14 protein-coding genes are annotated in these 14,625 nt (G+C 68.4%); 3 read left to right on the top strand and 11 right to left on the bottom strand.

Annotated elements, in window-relative coordinates; genetic code table 11:
* Nucleotides 1–22: 22 nt before the first annotated feature.
* Nucleotides 23–421 (bottom strand): YchJ family protein, encoded by a 399-nt coding sequence (locus tag ACH46_RS04205; protein ID WP_062391821.1) that lies wholly within the window; start codon nucleotides 419–421, stop codon nucleotides 23–25.
* Nucleotides 422–516: 95 nt separating this feature from the next.
* Between ACH46_RS04205 and ACH46_RS04200 the strand changes: the two genes are divergently transcribed.
* The 3 genes from ACH46_RS04200 to ACH46_RS04190 are packed head-to-tail and all read left to right on the top strand — an operon-like array spanning nucleotide 517 to nucleotide 2,521.
* A complete protein-coding gene (locus ACH46_RS04200) occupies nucleotides 517–906 on the top strand; it encodes a GntR family transcriptional regulator (protein ID WP_062391820.1) in 390 nt (129 codons plus the stop codon).
* Entirely contained in the window at nucleotides 903–1,823 is a 921-nt protein-coding gene (locus tag ACH46_RS04195) for an ABC transporter ATP-binding protein (protein WP_062391819.1), read from the top strand. Before ACH46_RS04200 ends, ACH46_RS04195 begins: the two co-directional genes overlap by 4 nt.
* On the top strand, nucleotides 1,820–2,521 hold the full coding sequence (locus ACH46_RS04190; RefSeq protein ID WP_062391818.1) for a hypothetical protein: 702 nt from the start codon (nucleotides 1,820–1,822) through the stop codon (nucleotides 2,519–2,521). Before ACH46_RS04195 ends, ACH46_RS04190 begins: the two co-directional genes overlap by 4 nt.
* Here ACH46_RS04190 and ACH46_RS04185 read toward each other — a convergent pair.
* From ACH46_RS04185 to ACH46_RS04140, 10 genes are all read right to left on the bottom strand, one after another.
* Nucleotides 2,518–3,267, bottom strand: coding sequence for a sulfite exporter TauE/SafE family protein (locus tag ACH46_RS04185; protein ID WP_062391817.1), 750 nt, complete (start codon nucleotides 3,265–3,267; stop codon nucleotides 2,518–2,520). The two genes, ACH46_RS04190 and ACH46_RS04185, sit on opposite strands and share 4 nt — an antisense overlap.
* Nucleotides 3,264–4,838 carry a bifunctional phosphoribosylaminoimidazolecarboxamide formyltransferase/IMP cyclohydrolase gene (purH, locus tag ACH46_RS04180; protein WP_062391816.1) on the bottom strand — a complete coding sequence of 525 codons (1,575 nt, stop codon included), beginning with the start codon at nucleotides 4,836–4,838 and terminating at the stop codon, nucleotides 3,264–3,266. Before purH ends, ACH46_RS04185 begins: the two co-directional genes overlap by 4 nt.
* Nucleotides 4,835–5,416, bottom strand: a complete 582-nt coding sequence (gene purN, locus ACH46_RS04175; protein WP_062391815.1) for a phosphoribosylglycinamide formyltransferase — start codon at nucleotides 5,414–5,416, stop codon at nucleotides 4,835–4,837. The genes purH and purN overlap by 4 nt, the downstream gene beginning before the upstream one ends.
* A gap of 169 nt (nucleotides 5,417–5,585) precedes the next feature.
* Entirely contained in the window at nucleotides 5,586–6,989 is a 1,404-nt protein-coding gene (locus ACH46_RS04170) for a cell division protein PerM (RefSeq protein WP_062394948.1), read from the bottom strand.
* Nucleotides 6,990–7,147: 158 nt separating this feature from the next.
* Nucleotides 7,148–8,035 carry a DUF5336 domain-containing protein gene (locus ACH46_RS04165; RefSeq protein WP_062391814.1) on the bottom strand — a complete coding sequence of 296 codons (888 nt, stop codon included), beginning with the start codon at nucleotides 8,033–8,035 and terminating at the stop codon, nucleotides 7,148–7,150.
* A gap of 104 nt (nucleotides 8,036–8,139) precedes the next feature.
* The gene (locus ACH46_RS04160) at nucleotides 8,140–10,077 is read right to left on the bottom strand and encodes an acetoacetate--CoA ligase (protein WP_062391813.1); all 1,938 of its coding nucleotides are present in this window, start codon (nucleotides 10,075–10,077) and stop codon (nucleotides 8,140–8,142) included.
* Nucleotides 10,074–11,714 carry an AMP-binding protein gene (locus ACH46_RS04155; RefSeq protein WP_062391812.1) on the bottom strand — a complete coding sequence of 547 codons (1,641 nt, stop codon included), beginning with the start codon at nucleotides 11,712–11,714 and terminating at the stop codon, nucleotides 10,074–10,076. The genes ACH46_RS04160 and ACH46_RS04155 overlap by 4 nt, the downstream gene beginning before the upstream one ends.
* A gap of 357 nt (nucleotides 11,715–12,071) precedes the next feature.
* The gene (locus tag ACH46_RS04150; protein ID WP_062391811.1) at nucleotides 12,072–12,896 is read right to left on the bottom strand and encodes an HpcH/HpaI aldolase/citrate lyase family protein; all 825 of its coding nucleotides are present in this window, start codon (nucleotides 12,894–12,896) and stop codon (nucleotides 12,072–12,074) included.
* A gap of 13 nt (nucleotides 12,897–12,909) precedes the next feature.
* Nucleotides 12,910–13,407 carry a MaoC family dehydratase gene (locus ACH46_RS04145; protein ID WP_062391810.1) on the bottom strand — a complete coding sequence of 166 codons (498 nt, stop codon included), beginning with the start codon at nucleotides 13,405–13,407 and terminating at the stop codon, nucleotides 12,910–12,912.
* Nucleotides 13,404–14,552: an acyl-CoA dehydrogenase family protein gene (locus tag ACH46_RS04140; RefSeq protein WP_062391809.1), complete on the bottom strand. Its 1,149-nt coding sequence runs from the start codon at nucleotides 14,550–14,552 to the stop codon at nucleotides 13,404–13,406. Before ACH46_RS04140 ends, ACH46_RS04145 begins: the two co-directional genes overlap by 4 nt.
* Nucleotides 14,553–14,625 lie beyond the last annotated feature (73 nt).

The following is a 14,625-nucleotide window of genomic DNA, read 5'->3' as shown; positions in this document are numbered from 1 at the left end:
GATTCCGCAGGCGAGCGACCTCTCAACGCATCGCGTGCACCCCGTCGAGGTAGTACCAACGGCCGTCGATCCGTTCAAACCGGCTGCGTTCGTGCAGTTCCCCACGACCACCGTCGTCCCGATACACGGCAGTGAACTCCACGACGCCGGTCGCATGAAAGGGCGTGCCGTCGACGACGTCGTCGATCGTCAGGAAGAGCCATCGCGTGTCCGAGTCGGGCGGGCACGACGGCGGGCGCGTGTCGGGATGCCAGGTGGCGAGCAGGTGGGTCTCGTCGCCGAGCGCGAAGGCGGTGAACCTGCTGCGCATCAGCGCTTCCGCGGTCGGCGCGGCCTTTCCCTCCCCCGTTCCGGCCAGATAGCGACCGCAGCATGCGGAGAGCCTCTCACCCGAGCCGCACGGGCATCGCCGATCAGTCATGTCGAGAACGCTACCGGCCACCCCTTGACAAGGTGCCGTGGACAGTTGCATGGTTAGTTAGTCGACTAATTAACCAGATAACGGAGGTACCGACAGTGATCGATGACGGGAGGGCGATCTTCCAGCAGATCGCAGACACCATCGCCGATTCGATCATCGATGGCACCCTCGCCGAGGAGACGCGCGCGCCGTCGACCAACGAACTCGCCGCCTTCTACCGAATCAACCCCGCGACCGCCGCCAAGGGCATCAACCTCCTGGTGGACCGCGGCGTCCTTTACAAGAAGCGCGGCGTCGGGATGTTCGTCGCCGCCGGCGCCCGCGCCAAGCTCAGTGGCCGCAGACATGACGCCTTCGCCGATCGCTACGTGATGCCGCTGCTCGCCGAGGCCGGTCGCCTCGGCCTGACGACGGACGACGTCGTCGCCCTCATTCACGAACGTTCCGCAACCACCGACCAACCGCCGAAAGGAGACCGGTCATGACCACCGGCTCACCTGCCGTCAGCGCGCGAGGACTCACCAAGCGTTACGGCTCCACCACCGCGCTCGAAGAAGTCACCTTCGACCTCCCCGAACACACCATCTGCGGACTCTTCGGACGCAACGGCGCGGGCAAGACCACCCTGATGACACTCCTGACCGCGCAGAACTTCGCCACCTCCGGCGAGGCCCGAATCTTCGGTGAGGAGCCGTACGAGAACACCCGAGTCCTCCCCCGCATCTGCTTCGTCCGCGACAGCCAGCGGTACCCCGAGGACTCGGTGGCCGACCACGCGTTCGCGATGGCCAGCCTGTTCTACCCCAATTGGGATCACGATTTCGCCGAGCAACTCATCAGCGACTTCCGCCTGCCTCGCCGCACGCGGATCAAGAAGCTGTCCCGCGGTCAGCGGTCGGCGGTCGGCGTGATCATCGGACTCGCCTCGCGCGCCGAGATCACCTTCTTCGACGAGCCGTACCTGGGCCTCGACGCCGTCGCCCGGCAGACCTTCTACGACCGCCTGCTGCAGGACTACACCGAGCACCCGCGGACCATCGTCCTGTCCAGCCACCTGATCGACGAGATCGCCGACCTCATCGAACGCGTCCTGGTGGTCGACGACGGCCGCCTGGTCCTCGACGACACCGCCGACGACCTTCGCGGGCGGGCGTTCACCGTCGTCGGCAACGAGCAGGCCGTGGACGCCCTGATCGGCGACCGCGAAGAACTGCACCGCGACCACCTCGGGCCGATCGCCTCGGCCACCGTGATGGGCGAGCTGACCGCCGACGACTACGACGAGATGGCCCGCACCGCCCTCTCCACGTCGCCGGTCTCCCTGCAGGAGTTGATCGTGCGACTGACCCAGCACGCCGATGCCACCCGTGCCCACGCCACCGTGAAGGGAGCCCAGCGATGACTCGCACACTCAACGTGATCCGGATGCAGTTGATCAACCGGAAGACGTTCATCTGGCTGCCGTTGATCATCTTCGGCGCATCGTTCGCGATCTCGATGATCATCTACATCTCGATCCACATCTCGGTCGACGACCTCGACGAGCCGATGTTCGGCGGCGGCTCGCAGGCCCCTCTCTGGTACTTCGCGGTGATCGGCGTCCAAGCACTGCTGATGACCTTCCCGTTCTCGCAGGCCATGAGCGTGACCCGGCGCGAGTTCTTCGTCGGCACCTACCTCACCGCGATCGGGGCGTCGGTCCTGCTGGCGCTGGTGTACCTGATCGGAGGCCTCGTCGAGAAGGCCACGAACGGCTGGGGCGTCGACGGCTACTTCTTCGCCGTCCCGTGGATCTGGGATCAGGGCGCCGGCCCGGCGACGCTCCTGTACTTCATGGCACCGATCCTGACGTTCACGATCGGCTTCTTCGCCGCTACCGTCTACAAGCGGTTCGGCGTGCTGTGGCTGATCCTCCTCGGCGTGAGCCTCGGACTGCTGCTGGCCGTCGCGATCCTCGGGATCAGTCTGGGCGGCGGCTGGCCGAGCATCGGCCGATGGTTCATGGACCTGACACCGCTGCGCGTGGCGCTCGGCGGACTGGTGGTATCGGCGTTGCTGGCGGGAGCGTCGTACACGACGCTGCTCCGCGCGATCCCCTAGCTCGAGAACCCCAACCACACGGCCAACCCCAGGCCCGCGATTCCGATGGCGATGCGCAGCGGAGTCGCGGGCAGTCGTGCGACCACCGGCGGCCCCATCCATCCGCCGAGCAGGCACCCGATGCCCATCGCGAGGGCTGCGACCCAGTCGACGGGACCGAAGATCATGAACCCGACGGCGGCGACCGCGTTCGCTACGCCGAGCAGCGCCGACTTCAGCAGGACCGACTTCCACAGCGGCAACTCGGTCAGCAGCATGGCGCAGGCGACGAAGACGACGCCGGCTCCGGCGCCGAAGTAGCCTCCGTAGATCGAGACGGCGAAGACCGCGAACGCCCACAGGAACGGGCGGTCCACGCCGCGATCGAACCATTGCCGCAGGTAGGGCTGCAGCAGCAGGGCGATCGCCGCGAGCGCCACCAGGTACGGCACCACGTACGCGAAGGCCTCCGCGGGTGCCAGGAGCAACAGCGCCGCGCCCACCGCGCCGCCGGCGAGGGCCACGACCGCCGACTTGATCAGCGACCGCCCGCCGTCGTCGGCCGTGAGATCACGACCCGACTTCGCGAAGCTGCCGATACCACTCGCGACCAACGCCACCGTGTTGGTGACGTTGGCCGCGAGGGGGTTCAGGCCGAACGCGAGCAGCGCCGGATAGCTGACGAGCGACGCCAGCCCGGTCACGTACCCGACCAGTGCCGCGACGAAACCCGCCGCGACCAGGCCGAGCAGTGACAGAACGGTCAGTGTGCGAAGTGGCGCGCGCCGGTCAGGTACATCGTGACGCCCGCGGCCTTCGCCGCTTCGATGACCTCGTTGTCACGGATGGAGCCGCCAGGCTGCACGACGGCGCGGACGCCGGCGTCGAGCAGGATCTGGAGGCCGTCCGGGAACGGGAAGAAGGCGTCCGAGGCGCCGACCGAGCCGGAGGCCCGATCGCCCGCGCGCTTCACCGCGAGGTACGCGGAGTCGACGCGGTTCACCTGGCCCATGCCGACGCCGACCGAGGCGCCGTCGTTGGCGAGCAGGATGGCGTTCGACTTCACCGCGCGGCAGGCACGCCAAGCGAAGACGAGGTCGCGCAGGGTGGCCTCGTCGGCTGCGTCGCCGGCGGCAAGGGTCCAATTGGCGGGATCGTCGCCGTCGGCGTCGATCATGTCGCGCTCCTGGACCAGCAGTCCGCCGGAGATCGGACGCAGCTCGACGCCCGAGACGTGCGGCGCCTGCGCGACCAGGATGCGGATGTTCTTCTTGCGCGAGAGGACGTCGACGGCGCCGTCGGCGTAGCTCGGCGCGATGATGACCTCGGTGAAGATGTCGGCGACCTGCTCGGCCATCTCGACGGACACCTCACGGTTGGTGGCGATGACGCCGCCGTAGGCGCTGACCGGGTCGCACGCGTGGGCCAGACGGTGGGCCTCGGCGATGTCGGTGCCGACCGCGATGCCGCACGGGTTGGCGTGCTTGATGATCGCGACGGCCGGCTCGGCGTGGTCGTAGGCGGCACGCCACGCGGCGTCACCGTCGGTGTAGTTGTTGAACGACATCTCCTTGCCGTGCAGCTGCTCGGCCTCGGCGAGGCCGGGTGCGGCGGCGGTGTCGACGAAGAGCGCGGCCGCCTGGTGCGGGTTCTCTCCGTAGCGCAGGGCTGCCGAACGCTTCCACGTCGCACCCTCCCACACCGGGAACGTCGACTCGTCCTCCGCCGGAGCGACGACGGAGCTCATCCAGGAGGCGACGGCGACGTCGTAGTCGGCGGTGTGGCGGAAGGCCTTGGCGGCGAGCTGCTTGCGCTGCGCCAGCGTGAAACCGCCGGCCTGCACCGCGGCGATGACGTCCGCGTAGTCGGCGGGCGAGACCACGACGCCGACCGACGGGTGGTTCTTGGCTGCGGCACGGACCATCGACGGGCCGCCGATGTCGATCTGCTCCACGCACTCGTCCGGGGTGGCGCCCGAGGCGACGGTCTCGGTGAACGGGTAGAGGTTCACGATGACCAGCTCGAACGGGGCGACGCCGAGCTCGTCGAGTTGCGCGAGATGGTCGTCCTTGCGGGTGTCGGCGAGGATGCCTGCGTGCACGCGGGGATGCAGGGTCTTGACCCGGCCCTCGAGGCACTCCGGGAAGCCGGTCAGCTCGCTGACCTCGACGACGGGAACTCCCGCACCGGCGATGGTCTTGGCGGTGGAGCCGGTCGAGACGATCTCGACGCCCGCGGCGTGCAGCGCCGTCGCGAGTTCGGGAAGACCGGTCTTGTCGTAGACGCTGACCAGCGCGCGCTTGACGGCGCGTGCTCCGGAGTCTGCGGGTGCATTCACTTGATGTGTGCCTTTCGTCCATCGGTGACAACGCCACGGGTGACGACCGCGTGCACCGTTTCCGGCAGCAGCACGCGCTCGACTTCTTTGATGCGTTCGTGGAGAGTTTCTTCGGTGTCGTCGGGCAGCACCTCCACGATGCGCTGCGCGAGGATCGGTCCGGTGTCGACGCCGCCGTCGACCAGGTGCACCGTGGTTCCGGTGACCTTGACTCCGTAGGCGAGGGCGTCGGACACGCCGTGCGCGCCCGGGAAGGCCGGGAGCAGGGCCGGGTGGGAGTTCACGATCCGACCGCCGAAGCGGCCGAGGAACTCCGGTCCCAGGATCTTCATGAATCCGGCGGTGACCACCCATTCGGGGGCGAGTTCGGCGACGGCCGCGGTGAGCCCGGCGTCCCACGCGGAGCGGTCGTCGTAGTCGCGGAGCGAGCACAGGATCACGGGGATGTCGGCGTCGATCGCACGATCGGCGGCCGCGCAATCACGGTCGACCACCACGCCGACCACCTGGAACGGTGCGTCGTCTGCGGCGGCGAGATCCATGATGGCGGCCATCAACGATCCGGTTCCAGATGCCATGACGACCACGGGTACGCGGGCGTCTTGAGCTGATGTCACGGGTACAGCTTAGTGGGAACCGCGCGGGAGGCGGCGCGCAGGGCGGGCGCTCGCACAGCCACCACGTTCACAGCCGAAATCCGCCCATTTCGCGAAGGCCGACAGCTATACGCGTTGGTAGTGCGAGAGATCATGCCGGGTCGGAGGTCGAAGGCTCGTCGGCCGCGGCCGATTCGAGCTCGTCCGCATCCGGATCCGGTGCGTCGACCTCGCCGTCCTCCGGCTGCGCATCCTCGTCGTCGACGTCTGTGAAGTCGTCGAAGTCCTCGAAGTCGGTGTCGTCTGCGAAAGTCTCGTCCTCGTCGAAGAGGTCCTCGAAGTCGTCGTCCGCGACGCCGGCACGACGATCGCGCAGGTAGCCGACCAACCACAGGACGCCCGCGGTCACGGCCGCGGCGATTCCGACTGCGGTGAAGGTGAAGACTCCCGCGAGGGGAACCCCGACGCCGGCCTCTCCCAGTTCACCGAGGGTGCCGCCGGACAGTCCGGCCGCGACCACCATCAGCAGTGACGCGACGGCGGTGCCGACGCCGACGGCACGCAGGTGGTCGACGATGTCGGCACTGCGGGTGTACCAGCCCAGCAGAATTCCCGCGATCGCCGGAACCAGGAAGAGCAGCGCACCCCACGCGCCGAGGTTCGACGTCGGCACGATCGCCGCGATCGGGATCGGCGGCACGGTGCCGGGGTGGGTGCTGAGTGCGTCGATGACGGAACTGCCCAGGCTCGCGCTCGCTCCGGTCGCGACGGCGGCGGCTCCGACGACGAAGTTCGGCAGGTAGAGGATCGAGAGGACGGTGAGACCGAGGTAGCCGTCGAACGTGTTGCCCTGCTCGGTGATCGCGCGGATCTCGTCGAAGTGGAGTGCGAAACCGACGAAGACCGCGACGGCGCCTCCGGAGAGCAGGGCGAAGAAGGCTGCTGCGCCGCCACGCGCACCGACCCGGTCCGACGCCGCGATCGCGAACTCGTCGAGGAACGGCGGCAGCACTCGCGGAAGCAGGCCCGCACCGGCGGCCACGCCGTGGATCAGGATCGTCATGCCGAAGGCCGCCAGCGGATTCGGGTTGCCGATGGGGCTGACCGACGACACCCCGTCGGCCACCACGGCCAGAGCCAGCGCGGTGGCGAGGACGGGGCCGATCACGGCGGTGCCCGCGACGCGGAGGACTTCGTTGAACGAGTCGGCGTCGCCGGTCGCGCGCCGCACCACGCGGTACGTGCCGTAACCGATCAACAGCGTCGGGGCCAACGGCAGGACGCCGATGGTGACGCCGCCGATGATCAGCGCCGTCTGGTTCATGGCGAGCCAGCCCGCCGCCGTCGCCGATCCGAGACCGGAGAACCCGGCGCCCGCCGCGACCTTGGTGATCAACACCAGCGCCACCGCAGCCAGCCACGCGAACGTCGGGACCGTGAGGCCCACCTTGATCACGTCCCAGGTGGCGGGCAGTTTCGGCGCCTGATCGGCACGACGGTCCAGGCGGACCTGTCGCAGACGGGTCGCCAGTGATTCGGTAGTGGGCGCGGACATCACCTACGAGGGTGGCACGCTCCCCGGCACGGCACCTCTCGACGCGCCGCGAACCCCGCGAATGCGCTCGAACCCACAGCCGCGACTCAGGAACCGGTGCCCAGACGACAAACGTCCCCGACGACCGCTGGCGGTTGTCGGGGACGTTCGGATGGAACTCAGTGCTGGCCGGAGTCCGGCTGCTGGAACGCGGTGGTCGCACCGGCGTCACCGGCGGCCGGGGCCGGGTTCGACGGCGACGAGTCCGGCTGACCGTAACCCTGCGCGGCGGGCTGACCGTAGGCCGAGCCTGCCTGGTAGGTCGGCTGCGCGGACGGCTGGCCGTAGGACTGCTGAGCCTGCTGCGGCTGCTGAGCCTGAGCCTGCTGGCCGTAGCCGTAGGCCGACGCCGCGGCAGCGGGAGCGGCCGCGGCGACGGCGGGAGCGGTCTTGATCTTGTCCGTCTCGATGAGCAGCCACAGAACCGACGCAATCAGCGCGAGGATCGACGTGATCAGCAGGATGATGGCTCCAGCCTTGATGCCGTCGGCATCGAAGAACAGGAAGATGGTGGACAACGCGCTGACCGCGGTCAACGAGGTGATGACACCGACGACCCACTTCTCGGCAGCGAGCAGGAAGGTGATCGCAGCGATCACGCCGGCAACGGCGAGCAGCGCCCACGGCGTGGCGAACGCCGTGATGAACAGCTTGAAGTTGGTCCCCTGCACTGTTTGGCTCAGCCCCGGCATGCCGGGCACCTCGACCGTCTGGGAGTCAGTTCCGCCGCCCGGCAGGAACCCGCAGAACAGCGTGATGATGCCGAGCGCGGCGACAACGCCTGCGAGGATCGTAGGAGTGTTCGCCGGAAGCCCCTGGCTCGGCGGCTTCGGCGCCTGGTAGCCGTACTGCTGCTGGCCGTAGCCGGCCTGCTGCTGGCCGTACTGCTGTTGGCCATAGCCCGCCTGCTGTCCGTACTGCTGCTGACCGTAACCGGCCTGCTGACCGTACTGCTGCTGGCCGGCATCGCCCTGGCCGTAGCCGGACCCCGACTGCGGGTAAGTCATCCAATCACTCCTCGTGAAGCACGGGCCACCCCCAGTGATGGCCGAACGGCCTCCACGCTAATACACCGTCCTGGCAGCACGCTGAACACAGTCCATCGTTTGAATCACCAGCGGTGCGCGCGCCCCCGCTCGGCGTACCACTCGATGAGCGAGTAGTCGTCGACGGATTTCGGATCCACGTTGACCTCGGAATGACCCGCCAGAATCGCTGTGACCGGCACTTCGAGCTTCTTTCCGGTCCTGGTGTGCGGGATGCCCGGGGCGACGACGATCTCGTCGGGCACGTGCCGCGGCGACAGTCGCGTCTTCACTTCGGCGGCGATGCGGGACGTGAGTTCGTCGGTCAATTCCGCGCCGGAGACCAATGTCACGAACAGCGGCATCCAGTACTTGCCGTCGGCGCCGTCGACCCCGAGGACGAAGGCCTCCGCGATCTCCGGGACGCCTTCGACGACCTCGTAGATGTCGGCCGACCCCATGCGGATGCCGTGCCGGTTGAGAGTGGCGTCGCTGCGGCCGTGGATCACCAGCGATCCGCGGTCGGTGACGGTGACCCAGTCACCGTGCCGCCACACCGGTGTAGTCGGCCCGTCGCCGTCCCACTCGTGGGTGAAGTACGCGGAGCGGTAGCGCTCGCCGTCCGGGTCGTTCCAGAACATGACCGGCATCGACGGCATGGGTTCGGTGATCACCATCTCGCCGACCTCGTCGACGAGCGGCTGTCCGCTGGGCGACCACGCCTCGAGGGCGACGCCGAGGAAGCGCGCGGACAGTTCGCCCGCGACCACCGGCACACCGGTGGTGCCGCCGGCGAACGCGGAGACGACGTCGGTGCCGCCGCTGATCGACGAGATCGGGAGGTCGGCCTTGACCTCTGCGTCGACCCAGTCGAAGAGGTCCGCAGCCAGGGTGGAGCCGGTACTGCCGAGCAGGCTCAGCGCGGACAGGTCGTGCTCGACGCCGGGGTGCAGCCCCGCCTTGCGGGAGGCCTGCAGTTGGCCGGGGCTGGTCCCGAAGAAGGTGACGTGCTCGTCGGCGACCACCGACCACAGCCGGTCGGCGTTCGGGTAGAGCGCCGAACCGCTGTACGTGACGATCCGGGCACCGACGAGCAGGCCCGCGACCTGGTAGTTCCACATCATCCAGCTGAGCGCGGTCTGCCAGAAGAACACGGAGTTCTCGTCCAGGTCGGACTGGATCGCGGTGCACTTGAGGTGCTCGATGACGACGCCGCCGTGCCCGTGGACGATGCCCTTCGGGCGGCCGGTGGTGCCGGACGAGAACAACACCCACAGCGGGTGGTCGAACGGCACCTTCACCGGTTCCGGTCGGTGCGACTGGTCGGCGATGACCTCGGCCCACGGCGTGACGCCCGCCTGCCCGTCGGGTGCGTCGACCATGATGTGCGTGACGTCGCCGAGCAGGCCGGCGAGTTCGACGGAGTCGGCGACCTTGTCGATGTCCTTGCCGTTGTACCGGTATCCGGCGGCGGAGAACAGCACCTTCGGCTCCAGCTGTGCCAGTCGGCCGGCGGCGCCTTCGGGTGCGTAGTCCTGACCGCAACCCGACCAGACGGCGCCGAGCGACGCCGTCGCCAGGAAGGCGATGACGGCTTCGGGGATGTCGGGCAGGTACGCCGACACCACGTCGCCCCGTCCCACGCCGAGCTCGCGCATCGCATGGGCGACGGCGCCGACTCGGACCGGGAGCTCCGCCCAGCTGACGGCGACGCGGTTGCCGTCCTCGTCGAGCCCGACGATCGCCTCGCCGGGCAGATCGGCGTGCCGCAGAATGGCGTCGGCGTAATTCAGCTCGATGTCCGGGAACCAGACGGCGCCCGGCATGGTGGCGTCGGCGAGGACGGCGGCATCGCCGTCGGCGAGCGGCGTCTCGGCGATCTCGTCGAGGGCGAAGAACTCCCAGACGGTGCGCCAGAAGCCGGGCAGGTCGTCGACCGAGTACTGCCAGACGCCGTTGTACGAGGTGAGCGATGTTCCGGTCCGCTCGGAGAGCTTCTCGGCGAACCGGTCGAAGACGGTCACGACCCGAGTCCCAGGAACTCGATCGACTTCTCGCGCATCTCCACCTTCCTCACCTTGCCGGTGACGGTCATCGGGAACTCATCGACCACATGCACATACTTGGGGATCTTATGACGCGAGATGTGCCCGGTCGCGAACTCCCGGATCGCGTCGGCGGTGATCTCGGCGCCGTCCTTGACGCGGACCCACGCCATCAACTCTTCGCCGTACTTCTCGTCGGGGACGCCGATGACCTGCGCGTCGACGATGTCGGGGTGAGTGTAGAGGAACTCCTCGATCTCGCGCGGGTAGATGTTCTCGCCGCCGCGGATCACCATGTCCTTGATGCGTCCGGTGATGCGGACGTAGCCGTCGTCGCTCATCACGCCGAGGTCGCCGGTGCGCATCCAGCCGTCGCCGTCGATCGCGTCGGCGGTCTTCTCCGGGTCGTTCCAGTATCCCTTCATGACGGAGTAGCCGCGGGTGCGGAACTCTCCGGTCTCCCCGTAAGGCAGGGTCTCGCCGGTGATCGGGTCGGCGATCTTGATCTCGAGGTGCGGGCACACGCGACCGACGGTGGCGACGCGCAGGTCCATGGCGTCGTCCATGCGGGTCTGGGTGGAGACCGGACTGGTCTCGGTCATGCCGTAGCAGATGGACACCTGCGACATGTTCATCTCGTCGATGACTCGGCGCATCACCTGCTCGGGGCAGGGTGAGCCGGCCATGATGCCGGTCCGCAGCGACGACAGGTCGAATTCAGAACCCGCATCGAGAAGGGCGAGCTCGGCGATGAACATGGTCGGGACGCCGTAGAGGCTGGTGCAGCGGTACTTCTCGACGGCCGCCAGGGTGGCCTTCGGATCGAACGCGGGACCGGGGATCACCATCGCGGCGCCCAGCGAGATGGACGCGAGGTTGCCCATCACCATGCCGAAGCAGTGGTAGAAGGGCACCGGAAGGCAGATGCGGTCGGCCTCGGTGTAGTCGAGGAGTGCGCCGACCATGTAGCCGTTGTTGCCGATGTTGAGGTGCGTCAGGGTGACGCCCTTCGGCGAGCCCGTGGTGCCGGACGTGTACTGGATGTTGATCGGGTCTTCGGCCTTCAGACCTGCCGCGATGTCGGCGATCGTCGCGAGTTCGTCGGCGGAGGGCTCGGCGAGCATCTCGGTGAAGGCGTCGGATTCGAAGAGGACCACTTCGCGGAGGTCCGGAGTCTGGTCGCGGACGTCGTTCAGCATGACCGCGTATTCGGAGTCGCGGAAGCGTTCCGCCGACAGTACGAGACTGGTTCCGGACTGTTTGAGGGCGTAGGCCAGCTCGTGGCGGCGGTACGACGGGTTGATGACGACGAGGATCGCGCCGATCTCGGCGGCGGCGAACTGGGTGAGGACCCATTCGAAGCGGTTGGGCGCCCACAGTCCGACGCGGTCGCCGGGCTGCACGCCGTGCCGCATCATGCCCGCGGCGAGGGCGAGGACGTCGCGCCGCAGTTCGGTCCACGTCCAAGTGCGGTCGACGGCGGCGTCGATGAGCGCCGCGACGTCGGGATACTTCGCCGCGGTCGCCGCGAACGTCCGCCCAATGGTGTCCGTCAGCAGCGCGGGCTCACTCCCGCCCTTCGCGTACGACAATCCCTGGCCTTCGGTTTCAGTCATGGTGTCCTCCGTAGGTATTCGATCTACCGCTGTAAGAAAAAGCTTGGTCTATCACCGCTGTCCCCTCGCGCTGATTGAGCGACCGCTGACACTCTCGCTGGTTCAGCGAGGTTTCGACACGCCGCTCGGCTAGCGCCTCGCGACGGCTCAACCAGCGGGGAGATGGCGGAGAGACGACGAAACGAGGTCGGAGCGGGTGCTCGGACCGTGATCGCCGAGCTCTCCGCAGGGACGAGGCGCTAGCCGAGGAGCGAGGACTGCCGAGGTGACACGGTCCGAGCACCCGCTCCGACCGGGCCCGAGGACTACCGAGGCAACGCGGCCCCGATCCCCGCCGCGACCGGCCCTCCACGAGAATCACGCCGACGTGACCCTGGAGAGAACTGCACGGGCCTGGGCAATCACCGGCCCATCGATCATCTCCCCGTCGAGGGCGAAGACGCCGCCGTCGTGCTCGAGGGCTCCCGCCATGACGGCGCGTGCCCACTCCACCCGCTCGGCCGACGGCGCATATCCCTCGCGGATGGGCGCGGCCTGGCTGGGGTGGATGCAGGCGGTGGCGGTGTAGCCCTGGGCGACGGCGTCACGGACTTCGGCGCGGAGTCCGTCGACGTCGGCGATGTCGATGTGGACCGAGTCGATGGCGGCGACGCCGAGGGCGGCCGCGGTGAGGCGGACGCGGGCGCGGACGTAGCGGGCGATGTCGCGGTAGCGGCCGGGGTGCGCTTCGTCGTCTTCGAACCGGCTGGACGTTCCGCCCATGCCTGCGGCGAGGTCTTCGGCACCCCACATGAGGCCGACGCAGTTGGGGGCTGCGGCGATCTCTTCGACGCGGAGGGCGCCGAGCGGGGTCTCGATGAGGGCGATGGTCGGCAGTCCGTGGGCCGTGACCTGTGCGGCGGACTCCACTTTGGCCTGCATGACGAGGCGGTACGACGTCGACTGCACCGCGTCGAGGTCGTGGGCGTGCTCGGCGGTGTCGGCGGGGTTGATCCGCACGATCACCCGGTCGGCGGCGACGGGGTTGCCGATGAGCGCCTCGCGGGCAGCGGCCTTGTTGACCGGGGCGACCGCGTCTTCGAGGTCGAGGATCACCATGTCGGCGCGGTCGAGGGCCTTGCTGTACCGCTCGGGGCGGTCGGCCGGGCAGAACAGGAGTGCCGGGCCGGTCGGGGTCCACATCTCTGCCACGTCGTCAGCCCTCCTCGGGGCGGACGCGGACGAGCGTCGACCGCGAGGCGCGGGCCACGACGACGCCGTCCTGGTTGCGGCCGATGTGGGTGAGGTCGATGATCCCCTCCCCCGGGCGTGACTTGGAGAGCCGCTTGCCGGTGCACTCGGTCTCGCCGTAGAGGGTGTCGCCGGCGAACATCGGCGCTGGGAACGCGATCTCGTGGAAGCCGAGGTTGGCGACGAGGGTGCCCTGCGTCAGCTGTGCCACCGACAGCCCGACGATGGTCGACAGGGTCAGCATCGAGTTGACGAGCCGCTGCCCGCCGAAGCCGGGCTGCGTCGCCGACCACGCGGCGTCGAGGTGGAGCGCCTGCGTGTTCATCGTCAGCGTGGTGAACAGGGTGTTGTCGGCCTCGGTGATGGTCCGTCCCGGGCGGTGCTCGTAGACGGTGCCGACCTCGAACTCCTCGTACCAGAGGCCACGCTGGGTGACGCGCTTCGCGCCTTCTGCCGAGGTCATGCCGGCAGTCCGAGCGAGCGGGCGATCAGCATGAGCTGCACCTCGGTGGTGCCCTCGCCGATCTCGAGGATCTTGGAGTCCCGGTAGTGGCGGGCGACCGGGTACTCGTTCATGAAGCCGTAGCCGCCGTGGATCTGGGTGGCCATGCGCGCGTTGTCCATCGCGGCCTCGGACGACACCATCTTGGCGATCGCGGCCTCCTTCTTGAAGGGCTTGCCCGCGAGCATCTTGGCGGCCGCGTCGTAGTACGCCTGGCGGGCGACGTGCGCGCGTGCCTCCATGCGGGCGATGGCGAAGGAGACGGTCTGGAACTCGGCGATCGACTTGCCGAACGACTTGCGGTCGCGGGCGTACTTGATCGACTCGTCGACGCAGCCCTGGGCGACGCCGGTGGCGAGGCCGGCGATGGCGATGCGTCCTTCGTCGAGGATCGACAGGAAGTTCGCGTAGCCGCGGCCGCGCTCACCGAGCAGGTTGGCGCGGGGGACGCGCGCGTCGCTGAAGCTCAGCGGGTGCGTGTCCGAGGCGTTCCAGCCGACCTTGTTGTAGGCGGGTTCGGCGGTGAAGCCGGGGGTGCCCGCGGGGACGATGATCGTCGAGATCTCCTTGCGGCCGTTGTCCCGCTCGCCGGTGACGGCGGTGACGGTGACCAGCGAGGTGATGTCGGTTCCGGAGTTGGTGATGAACTGCTTGCCGCCGTTGATGACCCACTCGTCGCCGTCCTCGCGTGCGGTGGTGGCGGTGGCACCGGCATCCGAGCCCGCACCGGGCTCGGTGAGGCCGAAGCCCGCGAGTCGATTGCCCGCGAGAAGGTCCGGGAGCCAGGTCTCCTTCTGCTCCTGGGTGCCGAAGCGGTAGATCGGCATGGCGCCCAGGCCGACGCCTGCCTCGACGGTGATGGCGGTGGACTGGTCCACCTTGCCGAGCTCCTCCAGCGCGAGGGCGAGGGCGAAGTAGTCGCCGCCCATGCCGCCGAACTCCTCGCTGAACGGGAGGCCGAACAGGCCCATCTGGCCCATCTGTTCGACGAGTTCGTACGGGAACGACTTCTCCTCGTCGTGCTTGCCTGCGACGGGCGCCACCACCTGCTGCGCGAAGTCGCGCACCGTGTTCACCAGGTCGGTGTATTCCTGCGTCAGTTCCATGTGAGTGCAGTCCTCATGTCGTCTTCTCGAAAATTCTTACGTCGTGTGAAGTTCTCTGGATGTCCAGATTCTG

This window comes from Gordonia phthalatica (assembly GCF_001305675.1).
GTDB classification, from domain to species: domain Bacteria; phylum Actinomycetota; class Actinomycetes; order Mycobacteriales; family Mycobacteriaceae; genus Gordonia; species Gordonia phthalatica.
This window is presented reverse-complemented; position numbering and strand designations above follow the sequence as displayed.

Excerpts from the sequence above, each read along its gene's own strand:
- ACH46_RS04140 (WP_062391809.1), bottom strand. The coding sequence starts at position 14,552 with ATGGAACTGACGCAGGAATACACCGACCTGGTGAACACGGTGCGCGAC.
- ACH46_RS04190 (WP_062391818.1), top strand. The coding sequence starts at position 1,820 with ATGACTCGCACACTCAACGTGATCCGGATGCAGTTGATCAACCGGAAG.
- ACH46_RS04195 (WP_062391819.1), top strand. The coding sequence starts at position 903 with ATGACCACCGGCTCACCTGCCGTCAGCGCGCGAGGACTCACCAAGCGT.
- ACH46_RS04165 (WP_062391814.1), bottom strand. The coding sequence starts at position 8,035 with ATGACTTACCCGCAGTCGGGGTCCGGCTACGGCCAGGGCGATGCCGGC.
- ACH46_RS04155 (WP_062391812.1), bottom strand. The coding sequence starts at position 11,714 with ATGACTGAAACCGAAGGCCAGGGATTGTCGTACGCGAAGGGCGGGAGT.
- ACH46_RS04205 (WP_062391821.1), bottom strand. The coding sequence starts at position 421 with ATGACTGATCGGCGATGCCCGTGCGGCTCGGGTGAGAGGCTCTCCGCA.
- ACH46_RS04150 (WP_062391811.1), bottom strand. The coding sequence starts at position 12,896 with ATGTGGACCCCGACCGGCCCGGCACTCCTGTTCTGCCCGGCCGACCGC.
- purN (WP_062391815.1), bottom strand. The coding sequence starts at position 5,416 with ATGGCATCTGGAACCGGATCGTTGATGGCCGCCATCATGGATCTCGCC.
- ACH46_RS04170 (WP_062394948.1), bottom strand. The coding sequence starts at position 6,989 with ATGTCCGCGCCCACTACCGAATCACTGGCGACCCGTCTGCGACAGGTC.
- ACH46_RS04145 (WP_062391810.1), bottom strand. The coding sequence starts at position 13,407 with ATGACCTCGGCAGAAGGCGCGAAGCGCGTCACCCAGCGTGGCCTCTGG.